Annotated in this window: 10 protein-coding genes; 3 read left to right on the top strand and 7 right to left on the bottom strand. The window is 55.7% G+C overall.

Features of this window, described 5'->3' with window-relative positions; all coding sequences use genetic code 11:
- Positions 1 to 104: 104 nt before the first annotated feature.
- Positions 105 to 1,979 (top strand): molecular chaperone HtpG, encoded by a 1,875-nt coding sequence (htpG, locus tag ACI5FR_RS30170; RefSeq protein ID WP_405461407.1) that lies wholly within the window; start codon positions 105 to 107, stop codon positions 1,977 to 1,979.
- A 377-nt stretch (positions 1,980 to 2,356) separates the two neighbouring features.
- Here htpG and ACI5FR_RS30165 read toward each other — a convergent pair whose 3' ends face one another.
- From ACI5FR_RS30165 to ACI5FR_RS30135, 7 genes are all read right to left on the bottom strand, one after another.
- Positions 2,357 to 5,104, bottom strand: coding sequence for an alpha-L-rhamnosidase (locus ACI5FR_RS30165; protein WP_405461405.1), 2,748 nt, complete (start codon positions 5,102 to 5,104; stop codon positions 2,357 to 2,359).
- Positions 5,105 to 5,286: 182 nt separating this feature from the next.
- Positions 5,287 to 6,540: an ATP-binding protein gene (locus ACI5FR_RS30160; RefSeq protein ID WP_405461403.1), complete on the bottom strand. Its 1,254-nt coding sequence runs from the start codon at positions 6,538 to 6,540 to the stop codon at positions 5,287 to 5,289.
- A gap of 184 nt (positions 6,541 to 6,724) precedes the next feature.
- A complete protein-coding gene (locus tag ACI5FR_RS30155; protein WP_405461401.1) occupies positions 6,725 to 6,847 on the bottom strand; it encodes a cyclic lactone autoinducer peptide in 123 nt (40 codons plus the stop codon).
- A gap of 6 nt (positions 6,848 to 6,853) precedes the next feature.
- On the bottom strand, positions 6,854 to 7,375 hold the full coding sequence (locus tag ACI5FR_RS30150; protein WP_405461399.1) for an accessory gene regulator ArgB-like protein: 522 nt from the start codon (positions 7,373 to 7,375) through the stop codon (positions 6,854 to 6,856).
- Positions 7,368 to 7,982, bottom strand: coding sequence for a hypothetical protein (locus tag ACI5FR_RS30145; protein ID WP_405461397.1), 615 nt, complete (start codon positions 7,980 to 7,982; stop codon positions 7,368 to 7,370). Before ACI5FR_RS30145 ends, ACI5FR_RS30150 begins: the two co-directional genes overlap by 8 nt.
- Positions 7,983 to 8,218: 236 nt before the next feature.
- Positions 8,219 to 9,280, bottom strand: a complete 1,062-nt coding sequence (locus ACI5FR_RS30140; RefSeq protein ID WP_405461395.1) for a CotH kinase family protein — start codon at positions 9,278 to 9,280, stop codon at positions 8,219 to 8,221.
- A gap of 137 nt (positions 9,281 to 9,417) precedes the next feature.
- Entirely contained in the window at positions 9,418 to 9,825 is a 408-nt protein-coding gene (locus ACI5FR_RS30135; RefSeq protein WP_405461394.1) for a hypothetical protein, read from the bottom strand.
- A 337-nt stretch (positions 9,826 to 10,162) separates the two neighbouring features.
- Here ACI5FR_RS30135 and ACI5FR_RS30130 point away from each other — a divergent pair, with 337 nt between their 5' ends.
- Positions 10,163 to 10,768, top strand: coding sequence for a DUF2642 domain-containing protein (locus tag ACI5FR_RS30130; protein ID WP_405461392.1), 606 nt, complete (start codon positions 10,163 to 10,165; stop codon positions 10,766 to 10,768).
- Between the two features lie 175 nt (positions 10,769 to 10,943).
- Positions 10,944 to 12,332, top strand: coding sequence for an ArsB/NhaD family transporter (locus tag ACI5FR_RS30125; RefSeq protein ID WP_405461390.1), 1,389 nt, complete (start codon positions 10,944 to 10,946; stop codon positions 12,330 to 12,332).
- Positions 12,333 to 12,347 lie beyond the last annotated feature (15 nt).

The raw sequence follows: 12,347 nt of genomic DNA, 5'->3' as shown, positions 1-12,347 counted from the left end.
TGTATTGACTAACAAATTGAGGAATGTTATAAAACATAGTAGTGGCACTCTAAGACGACGAGTGCTAATCTAGCGAAACCGATCACTGAAGGGAGCTTTAACGAATGGAGAAAAAGCAGTTCCAGGCAGAGTCGAAGCGGTTGTTGGAGATGATGATCAACTCCATCTACACCCAGAAGGAAATTTTCCTCAGGGAGCTCATCTCCAACGCAAGCGATGCGATCGATAAAATTTATTACAAGGCTCTGACCGACGACAACCTCGTCTTCGACAAAGACAGCTACTATATTCAAGTGACCCCCGACAAGGCCAACCGGACACTCATCATCACCGATACCGGGATCGGCATGACCGAGGAAGAGCTGGAGACGAACCTCGGCGTCATCGCCAAGAGCGGCTCGCTCGCGTTTAAGAAAGAGAACGAGTCCAAGGACGGGCACGACATTATCGGCCAATTCGGGGTCGGCTTCTACTCCGCCTTCATGGTCGCCGACGTGGTGACGGTCGTCAGCCGGGCGCTCGGCAGCGACACCGCGTACAAGTGGGAATCGACGGGGGCCGAAGGCTACACCATCGAGCCCACGACGAAGGCTACGGTCGGGACCGAGATTACGCTGAAGATCAAGAGCAACACGGAAGAAGAGAATTACGACGAGTACTTGGAGCCTTATCGGCTCAAGGCGATTATCAAGAAGTACTCCGACTTCATCCGCTACCCGATCAAGATGGAGTTCACGGGCAAGCGGCCGAAGGAGGACAGCGACAGCGAGTTCGAGGACTACACGGAAGAGCAGACGGTCAACAGCATGGTGCCGATCTGGCGGAAGAACAAAAACGAGCTGACGGCCGAGGACTACGAGAAGTTTTATCACGAGAAGCATTACGGCTTCGACAAGCCGATCAAGCACCTCCACGTCAGCGCGGACGGAGCGGTCGTGTATCAAGCGATTCTGTTTATTCCGGAGAACATCCCGTTCGACTATTATTCGAAGGAATACGAGAAGGGCCTCGAGCTGTACGCGAACGGCGTCCTCATCATGAATAAGTGCGCCGACCTGCTGCCTGACCACTTCAGCTTCGTGAAGGGGATGGTCGATTCGGAGAGCCTGTCGCTCAACATCTCGCGGGAGATGCTCCAGCACGACCGTCAGCTGAAGCTGATCGCGAAGAACATCTCGAGCAAGATCAAGGGCGCGCTGCAGAGCATGCTGAAGGACGAGCGCGAGCAGTATGAGAAGTTCTACAAGTCGTTCGGCCGCCAGCTGAAGTTCGGCGTGTACAGCGACTACGGGGCGAACAAGGATCAGCTGCAGGACCTGCTCCTGTTCTATTCCTCGAAGGAGAAGAAGCTTGTCACGCTGGACGAATACGTCTCCCGTATGCCGGAAGAGCAGAAGTATATCTACTACGCATCCGGCGAGTCGAACGAGCGCATCGAGAAGCTGCCGCAGACGGAGCTCGTCGCCGACAAGGGCTTCGAGATTCTGTACTTCACCGACGATATCGACGAATTCGCGATCAAGATGCTTATGACGTACAAGGAGAAGGAGTTCAAGTCCGTCTCGAGCGGCGACTTGGGCATTGAGGCCGACAACAAGGAAGAGAACGAAGCCAACACTGAGTACAAGGATCTGTTCGAATACATGCAGAGCCAGCTCGGCGGCAAGGTGTCTGAGGTGAAGGCGTCGAAGCGGCTGAAGTCGCACCCGGTCTGCTTGTCCGCCGCGGGCGATCTGTCCATCGAGATGGAGAAAATCCTGAAGACGATGCCGAACAACGCCGATGTCAAGGCGGACAAAGTGTTGGAAATCAACGTGAACCACACCGTGTTCCAATCGCTGAAGGATGCTTTCGCTGGAGACAAGGAGAAGCTCAATCTGTATACGGCGCTGCTTTACAACCAGGCTTTGCTGATTGAAGGCTTGCCTCTGCAGGATCCGGTCGAGTTCACGAACGATATTTGCAAGATTATGGTGTAACGGCCCATCTTTGCAGAGCGAAACCGTCACTTTTAGGATGACCCGGCGCTAGATGCGCCGGAATAGCTGCAATTATTTCATCTAATTGAAAGTCAAGTCCGTCATCCTGGGCAATAGATGAAAAATTTTCCTCTATTGTGCCAAGGAACCGAAATTTTGGCGACTTTTCAGTGAATAGCTGCAAATTTTTCTTCTATCGGCTCGGAAAATCCGAAGTTTCAGAGAATAACGGCAAGTTTTTCATCTATCGGCGACCTAGTGGCAGGATGGAGTCTCTCAAGGCTCGATAACGCGTGTCCCTTTTTTACAACCAACTGGAAACCTCCCTCTTTTCCTTCGAACCCGATCGGTTCCGCAGAAAAAAGGGAGGTTTTTCCTTAATTAAACACCACGAACCGGTACGCGCCCGAACCCATCTCCAGCTCCGTCGCCTCTGGTGTCCGCTCCAGCACGGTAATCCCGGCCGAATCGGACAGCGCTAGCCCGCTCTCTTCCATCCGCTGATCGGGTCGGCCGGGCAGCCGGACATGCCCCGTCGTCCCCGCCGGCAGCCGCACGTCGAGGCAGAGCCGGTCCGCCTCCCGCCGCCAGCTGCATTCGATCGGCCCTTGGATCGAGTCGTACTGGCACCGGACGTAGTCGAGCCCGCCGCCTATCCGCGGGTGGATGCGAATCCGCTTAAACCCCGGCACTTCTTCATCCAGATCGATGCCGCCCACGAACCGGAAAATCCACTCCCCAACCGACCCAAGCGCATAATGGTTGAACGAGTTCATGCCCGGCCGCTGGAACCCGCGCTCTTCCGTCCATCCATCCCAGCGCTCCCAGATCGTCGTCGCGCCCTGGAGCACGGAATAGAACCAGGACGGGTAGCCGGTCTGCATCAACAGCCGGTACGCGACCTCCTCATGCCCGGACTCGACCAGCACCGGCAGCAGCCAGCGGGTGCCGTGGATGCCCGTCGACAGATGCCAGTCCCTAGCCTCCAACAGCTGCAGGAGCCGGCTCACGGCGAACGCCCGCTTGGGCTCCGGCAGCAGCTCCATCGCTATCGCCATGACGTAGGCGGCCTGCGTGTCGCCCTTGATCCGGCCCTCTGCGTCGACGTAGGCGCGATTGAACGCAGCCTTGATCGCGCCGGCCAGCTGCTCGTACCGGGCAGCCTCCTCCGGCCGGCCGATCACAGCGGCCATCCGGGCCAGCAGCGCCGTCGAATACGCGAAGTAAGCCGTAGAGAATACGTCGTAGGGGGTTGTCGAGAAGGGCGACACGTTCGGGAAATCGCCGAGACCGGTTGACTCCGGAATAGACAGCCAATCTCCGTATTGGGGCAAATCTTCCCGAAGGAGCCCAGGGTGCAGCTCCTCCAGATACGTGATCCACCGGGTCATCGACGCATAATGGCGCTCAATCACACTTGTATCGCCATACACCCGGTACATCATCCACGGAATGATCACGCCCGCGTCTCCCCATCCCGCCGAAGCCGTATGGTCGTATGTCATGTCTCCCCCATGCTCCGTCTTCCCGCCTGGGATGAACGGCGCGAAGTCGGTGAAGGCGCCTGTCGGCCGCTGCGCATCGGTCAAGTCGGTCAGCCACTTGACATAGAACGGAGCGGCGTTCATGAAGTAACTCGACGTGCGGAAGAACACCTGAGCGTCCCCGCTCCACCCTAGCCGCTCGTCCCGCTGCGGGCAGTCGGTCGGGACGCTGACGTAATTGCCGCGCTGCGTCCACTCGATGTTGGCCAGCAGCCGGTTCAGGAGCGGGCTTGACGTCTCCAGCGTCCCTGTGCGGTCCAGCGCGGAGTAATACACGACGCCGGTCACGTCCGACGGCTGCAGCTCACCCTGGTAGCCGGCGATCTCCGCATAGCGGAAGCCATGCAGCGTGAACCTAGGCTCGTACTCCTCAACTCCGCGCCCGCTCATCGTATAGATGTCCGTCTGCCGCGTCAGCCGCAGGTTGGCGGTATACAGCGCCCCGGTCGGGTCCAGCGCTTCGCCGTGCCGAAGCGTCACGACGGTCCCGGCCTCGCCCTGCAGTCGAACCCTGAGGCGGCCGACCATGTTCTGCCCCATATCGACGAGCCATACGCCGCTCGGATGGCGGGTGACGGAGAGAGGCGCCAGCTCCTGCATCGCTTGCACCGGCGGACAGCTGTCGGCAGAGAGGAAGCCTTTGTAGGCGTAGAACACGTTCGCCGCCGCCCAGCCGGCGTCGTCGAAGCCGGCCGCCGTCCAGCCGTGCATCTCCAACCGGGCGTCATACGTCTCGCCCATATGGTAATCGGTAGCGGTGAGCGGACCGAACGAAGCTCGCCACGACGTATCCGACGCCAGCGACTGCCTCGAGCCGTCCGCGTAATCGACGTTCAGCTGCACGAGGACACGAGGATCTTGACCGTATCGCTGATAGCCGAACATGCCGATATAGCCCGAGTACCAGCCGTGGCCGAGCAGGATGGCCACCGTCGCGGAGCCGCCCGGCTCTCCGGCGAGCGCCTCGGTAACCGACTCCGTAACGTCGTACATCTGGGCGGCAACGCGGATGCCGTACTCCGTCCAATCCGGCGCTAGCCGGTCGCCGCCGATGCGGCTGCCGTTCACGTACAGCTCGTAGGCGCCGAGCGCCGCGATATGCAGTGTCGCCTGGCGGATCGGGCGTGCCCGATCCGGCCGGAAGCTGCCGCGCAAGTACACCGCCGGCTTCGGCTCGGCATGGGTCGGCCGATGGCTCGACTTCAGGCCGATCCACCGGCCCTCCCACTCAGCTCGCGACAAGAGCCCCATCGACCAATGGGCCGTCTCGCTCCAGGCTGAGGGCACCCCCGACTCGTCCCAGATTCTCGTCTTCCAGTAATAGGTGCGCCCGGATTGGAGCGCTTCGCCCGCATAACTGATATGCTGAGACGCTTCCGATTCGACCTTCCCGGAGTCCCAGACGTCGCCTATGTCGGCATCCAGGTTATCCGGGCTAGACGCCACAAGCACGCGGTAGGCGCTCTGCCTCACCCCCCGGCGGTCCGATTCCAGCCGCCAGCTCAAGTAGAGGGGGCGGCGGTCCAGACCGGCAGGGTTATGCATGTAGAGCGTCCGCAGCTGCTGCACCGTCACATTCATCGTTCCATCCTCCTCTCGAAACCCCACAAAGTGATGTGGCCTTCTAAGCTCATTAAGAATGTAAAGGACAACGGTTGCGAAGAACATTCGGAAAATTAACGGTTTTATTAGGAATCTTGACTTCGGGCGCAGGTCAGCAAAAGAGCCGCCGAGTAACCTCGGCGGCTCCGGAATGAAGGCGGCTACGCCTTCGGAAAGGTGATCGTATACTGGGTGCCCTTGCCCAGCTCGCTCGTGACGTCGATTTTGCCGTTCATCTTCTTCAGGATGCCGAACGACACCATCGTCCCGAGCCCTGTCCCCTTCTCCTTCGTCGAATAATACGGCGTCCCGAGCCGCCGAACTTGCGCCGGGGTCATCCCGACGCCGGTATCGCTTATGTAGAGCGCCGCCTCATCCTTCATCGTATACGCCCGGAGCTCCAACGTGCCCCCATGCGTTATCGCCTCGATGGCGTTTTTGCCGATATTGACGAGCGCTTGCCGGAACTTGTGCCGGTCGCCTACAATCAAGATCTCCTCGTCCGCCTCCACGGCGTTGATATGAATGTTATTGAAATGCGCGTACGTCAGCAGCACATTGGACAAGTAAACGATTTCTTCATTCAGTGGAATCGTCTCGATCGTCTCCGGGTCCGGCTTCGCCAGCGCGAGGTAATCCGAGATAATCATTTGGGCGCGATCCAGTTCTTCCAGGCAGATTCGCTGATAGTAGTCCCTCCGCTGCTTGTCCAAATTGTCGATGCCGAACAGCTGGATGAATCCCCGGACAGTTGTAAGCGGATTCCGAATCTCGTGCGCCACCGAGGCGGCCATCTCGCTCACGATCTTGATCTTCTCGCTCTTCCACACTTCTTCCTGAATATGATGGTAGCGGTGCAAGAAATCGATCATCGACATGAGGACGATGAGGATGATCGCCTGGATAGCGTACGTCAGCGTCAAGGTCCCCGGCTGATCCAGGAGCAGCTCCAGTTCGCCCAATATGAATAAATACACGCCGAAGGTCACGAGCTTGATCATGGTGCAGAGAACAGCGGCCAGCAGCATCTTCCGAGCCCCGGTCATCGATCGGCCCCATTGAATGGCTCCAAGGGTCATTGCCAGTGTAGGCAGAATGGCCATCCCATATACCCACCCGTTAGGCGCTTCCTGCATGTAACGGACGAAGAGCAGCACCGCATACAACCCAATCGAGACAAGCGATCCCCCATACAACGAACCGGCGGCGAGCAGAATGGAACGGAAGTCATAGCTCAGCCCGTGGATGACGACCGGCATGTACATCGTCACGGCAATCGCAATCCCGAAAATGAGAAACAGCAAGATCTGGTACAAGGCCGGCCGGTTCCTGGTCCGGAGGATATACGGGTAGAACAGCAAGGGAGAGAAGATAATGAGAATGTTTAGCGTAAAATCCTTAAAAACATTGATCATGGGTGCCCCCTATGCCTGATCCGCTTGAATTCTGCTCTCTCCCCTTATCATAACCGATACCTGGGCTTCCCGAGAATAGAAAAAGCTCCGATCGAAGCAATTCGATGAGGCGAGTTCGTCTTTAGAGCTAATTCTGTAAAAAAAAAACCGAACCAACCGGTTCGGAGGCTGCAATTTAAAAAAATTATTTCAGCAGTTCTTTTGGCGCCTTCGGACGATGGACGGCCCACGGACTTGCCACACTCACAAACGCAACGGCTACTAATGCCAACAACTGTGATGCATATCGAGCGGCGACTTGTTTCACGACCTTTCACCTCCTTTCAGGAATGTGAAGCAGTGTGAGAGACTGGATGAGGAACCCAAGGGCTAGAGTTGGATTCTGGATGAAGAAATTGCTTGCGACGACAAGACAAGCCAATGCCTTCAACAGGGGGTAGTAGCGAGGCGGGATTCGGGTATGGCCTTCGATGTTGGCCGGTGCGAACACTAAGATTAAGAGAAGGCTGAGTACGCCGAAGATAGGCACCAATGAAGCTGTAACCGGAAGCTGCGGAAACCCGATGGCGATGATGCAGGATACGATCGTGCATTTCGTCGACGAATCCAAGTGAAACCCGCCTGTTGTGAACCTTAAACCAATGAAAGATAGAAGAAATAAGACCGTCTCGATTCCTTTTCCCGTCCAGATGCCAACGGTTATGGAAAGAAAGAAAATGATGAATCCATTGATCAGGATGATGAGCGCAAACTGCATGATGTCGATGCTGGTCGTCTTCTCCGGGTTCGCATTCTTAATGCCGGTAGCGATACGCAAAGCAAGGGCGTCAATCATTGCTCGAATCCTTTCTTATGGATAAATAGATCAAGAAAACGAAAATGGCGATAAGCGGGATCGTCATTAGAAAGAATGGGATCGCGCTATCTTCGCTGTTGTAATAGAGAGTAATCCAAGCCAGGGCGGAAGCGAGTAAGATGGCGATGAGGAATAGCCGATTCAGCCCTTTATACTGCACAAATGCGCGTTGCCCGAAAGGAACGTAAGCGAACCCAATCTTTCTGGACTTAAATAAGTATGTAATCAGTAACGCTGCTGCGCTCGACACGATCTGAGTGGTATAGCCGGGCAGCGTATTCGGTTTGACTTGATCGAACGTCAGGACGCCGGCCAAATCGAGGCCGAGCATAACGATGGACTGAAGGATTCCGTAAGCAACGTAACCTGTAACGGTTATAATCGCCGCGTAGAACACTTGAATCTGAAAAATAAAATGAATAAAGGCGAAGATTAGTAGAACCGTGACGACTGAATCCATTATGGCGTGGTTGAATCCGATTCGAATCGAGTAGGAGACGAAGGACAGCATCGCCGAGACGAACAGGACACTACTGTGGTACAGCTTGTACTCGAATCGGAATAAAGCGAACATTAGAGCAAGCATTGCCAAATACTCCATTGATGAAAACAAGATATACAGTACGAAATCCATTTTGCCCCATGCCCCTGTTCTATCAAAGTTGCCTCTATCTATAAATATACCATGTTTAGGTCTATTGACAACATGATTCTACAAACGCTTGATGCGATTTTGCAGGATTGTGACAGACTATGTAGGATGACGTCAAAATAAGCCCGGAACCCGGATATTACTAGGTCCTCGGGCCTATAAGAAGTCATTCAAAGCACTCGCTCGTGCACCGCTTCCCCTATAATCTCCCTCCTCTCCTCGATGTAGGACCGGATCAGCTGAGGCTCGTTCTTGAATACCGAATAGGACCATCGGCGAGCCGAATCCTTGTAAATGTGGGGAGCGATGCGTTCGACCATCTCCTCCACCACCGGTTGGATCCTCCTGACCGTAAACGTCTTGTCGAGAATCGTGCCGAGAATGCGCAGGTAGCGATCCGCCACTCTCGAGCTCGAGAGCAGCTTCCGGGTCAGGTGATTGTAGCCGCTCACGCGCACCAGATCGCTCCCGCACTTATTGCCGTAGCAATTGCGGCCCCACGTCCCCTCATAATCCCAGGGCACCATCCGGTAGTAGCCTTTGGTAGCGTGCTTGTAAATCGCATAGTTTTGGTCGAAGCCGTCATAGTTGCCGGTGAATACCGCTCCGGCCAGCCAGTGCAAGTAATTGTTCACGTCGAGCTTCTTGGACAAATACGTCTCGAGCTTCGATCCGCTGAGCGAGTTGATCTCGGAGATGAACGATTTCAGCTGCTGGCGATCCGAGGAGCCTCCAATTTTCAACTCATAGCCATTGAACAGCGACTCCTTCAGCCGGCTCGAATCCGGGTCGTACTTGCCGAAATTGGCATTGTCGTTTATCGCATACATCAGCGCCTTGACGGGAATGCCTCTTCTTCGGAAAAATGCGCCGTTGACGGCTTCGATCTCCAGATACACGCCCAAGCTTTGTCCGTTCAGCTTAAGCAGCACATGCTTCGTCTTTGGGCTCGGAACGCCGATCCATTCGAAGAAGCGGAACGAGAGCGCATTCCGGATCATGGACGGATCGTCGAACTCGGCATTCAGATGCACCGTCTTCCCTTTTCGTACGATTTCGTACGATTTCTTAGGGTAATCCCTCGTATGGCCGCCTCGATAACGCAGCTTGATCGGTTCTTTGACACCATTCGCCAGGAGGTAGGCCGTTACGAACTTGTCGCTCCATACATTGTGATTCAACTGCTTCCGCTGATCTTCCTCGATCACGAGCTGTCGAACCGGTAGGTCCATTCCCCATCCTCCGTTCCAGTTTCCCGCCATATATACGAAAAAGCCTATCCTGAGTAGATAGGCTTTTTGTAATGCTTTACTTTATGACGGCTCCCGCTTCCTCGCAACGGCGCTTGCCCTAGCTTCAGCGGCTCTTGCTAGCTTCTGCAGCCGCAGTGGCTTTTGCCGTGGCTTTTGCCGTGGCTCTTGCCGTGACTCTTGTCGCTCTTGTGGCTCTTGTGGCTCTTGTGGCTCTTGTGGCTCTTGTGGCTCTTGTGGCTCTTGTGGCTCTTGTCGTGGCAGCTCTTGTCGCTCCGGTGACTCTTGTCGTGACAGCTTTTGTCGCTCCGGTGGCTCTTGTCGTGACAGCTCTTGTCGCTCCGGTGGCTCTTGTCGTGGCAGCTCTTGTCGCTCCGGTGGCTCTTGTCGTGACAGCTCTTGTCGCTCCGGTGGCTCTTGTCGTGACAGCTCTTGTCGCTCCGGTGGCTCTTGTCGCTCTTGTGGCTCTTGCCACACGAGCAGTCGTCTTTTACCCATTTTTTGTTCTTCTTCTTCTTTTCCGACATGCTCTACTACCTCCTTCAGAAGAGATAGTACAAGTTATGTGAGTGCCGGAATTGCGGACACAGACAACCTCCTATTCGTTCAAAAGATAGTCTTGTAACTCCCCGTCCCCTCTTCAATCCGATTATACGAGACAAGCGTGGAAGTTCAGAGAAAATAGATTCGTATCCAGTACGATTCCGTACGGGATACATATTTATATACTACATATCGACATCCATGATAGATGAAAGGAGGTTGCCGCCTATGTAACCACTAAGGAAGTTCCGATGCTGGCAGGCCGTAACCGTCACTGGATTCGCAACCGTCATTACTAACTTTTGAGAGGGGAATTATACAATGGCGTATCAAGGTCAATTGAACAATCTGATAGGCAAAGAAGTGAAGGTCAACCGAGCCGGTCCCGATTCCATTCAAGGCCGTCTGCTCTCCGTCCAATCGGACCACATGATTCTGCATACGTCCGATAGCATCGTATATGTGAACGGCAGCCATGTGAAGAGCATCAGCGAGAACACCGGCAATACGAGCAACAACTACGGAACTCCTCCGCGCCACACCAAAGCGGGCAATTTCACTTCCCTGCTGCAAGGCCTGAAGCACCAGTTCGTCCAAATCAACCGCAACGGTCCGGAGAAAATCGAAGGCTTTGTGGCCGAAGGGACGCAAGACCACTTGCTGCTCGTGCACCAAAGGGAATTGATCCGTATTCCGGTGTTCCATATCAAGAGCGTAAGCATCCTGCTCAAGCAAAACAAAAACAAGGACAAGAGCAACAGCAATAAAAGCGGCGGCGACAACAAAAGCGATGGCAACAAGAGCAACAAGAGCAACAAGAGCAACAAGAGCAACAAAAGCGGCAAGAGCAACAAAAGCGGCAAGAGCAACAAAAGCGGCAAGAGCAATAAGGGCAAGAGCAGCAAGAGCAACAAAAAGAGATACTAACGTACGGCCTCTTATCTCCGCGTAAGGGGGGCAACCTCGTTCATGCTCATCCTACTCCTGACGGCAGGCATCGCACTCTACTTTATTTGTAACCCGAACGATCCACTGACAGTAGGTTACGTTCCCGACCCGATCGATTCGACAGATCCCCCCTGCGGGACTGAGGCGAGCCCGCATGCCTGACCTCGCGTTATGCGCTACCCTGACCGTCTTAAGTGTGACGGTTCTTTTTCTAATCGGGCGCCCGGGCGGTTGGAATCCCGCCATCCCAACCGCCGCAGGCGCGGGGCTGTTGCTCGCATTAGGGGCGCTCCCCCGGCCGGGCCTGTCCCCGAGCTTGTCGATCGCCGGCAGTGCCGCATTGACATTGCTATGTACGATCATGATGGCCCTCGTGCTCGACAGCATCGGATTTTTTCGGTGGACGGCTTACAATGTCATCCGCCGGGCGCAGGGCTCCGGCATTCGGCTGTACTGGCTGATCGGCCTGCTCTGTTGTCTGATGACGTTGTGCCTGAACAGCGAGGGCAGCATTCTGATCACGACACCGATCATCATCCGGATCGGGACGCTGCTGAATCTTCAGAACCGCCAGAAATTCCCGTATCTGATCTCCGGCGCCCTGGTCGCGATCGCGTCCAGCGTTCCGATCGGAGTCGGCAACCTCGCCACCCTGATCGGGCTCCGCATCATCGGGATGAATCTGAATACGTACGCGGCGCAGATGCTGCTCCCGGCCTTGCTCGGAATCGGCGCCATGGCGATGTTGCTGTTCCTGCTCTTCCGACATGCTATCCCGCGGCGTATCACTTTGTTCCTGCCGCCGGATACTCCGGTATTCCCGGACCACATTCCTCGTGCCTACTACAATCCGAAAACAATCGACCGTTGGATTCACAAGGGGAACTCGCCGCCAGCCGCTTCCATCGATTGGAGCTTGTTCCGCGCCGCTCTCGCCATCGTAGTCTTGGTAAGGATCGGTTATTATGCAGGCGCCCGGATCGGCATTCCGCCGGAATGGATCGCGGCAGCAGGGGCGGTCTCTCTGCTCGCCATCCGGTGGATCCGAGTCGGTGTCGGGCCGACAGACCTGTTGAGGAAAACCCCTTGGTCGATGTTCGTTTTTGCGGTCAGTCTATATATGGTCGTCGATTCGGTTCACCGCTCCGACATAACCGGCCTGCCGATGCAGGCGCTGAAGCCATATCTGGAGGCCGGAGGGCTGCAGACGGTCATGTTGGCAGGCTTCTCGGCGATGCTGATGTCGGGTCTGTTGAACCACTTGCCTGCCGGGATGCTCAGCGCCTTATCCTTATCCGAGTTGGGCCTGGATCCGGGTACGCTGCAGCTGGCTTATTTGGCGAATGCGCTTGGAATGGAGATCGGCGCCCTCCTGACACCGTTCGGCTCGGTCGGCTTGATGCTATGGCTGTTCCTACTGCGCAAGCACCATGTGGAGCTCTCTTGGAAGCGGGCCGTGTGGGTTATGTGCGTCGTCGTTCCTATCAGTCTAGCAATCAGTCTGCTCGGCTTGTATGCCGGGGCGCGGTGGCTGACTGGGTAACGATACTCGCAAAAA

The sequence above is a fragment of the Paenibacillus sp. HJGM_3 genome (assembly GCF_045062745.1).
In the GTDB taxonomy this organism is placed as follows: domain Bacteria; phylum Bacillota; class Bacilli; order Paenibacillales; family NBRC-103111; genus Paenibacillus_AA.
The sequence above is the reverse complement of the archived record's forward strand: the minus strand, read 5'-3'. Positions and strand labels throughout refer to the sequence as shown.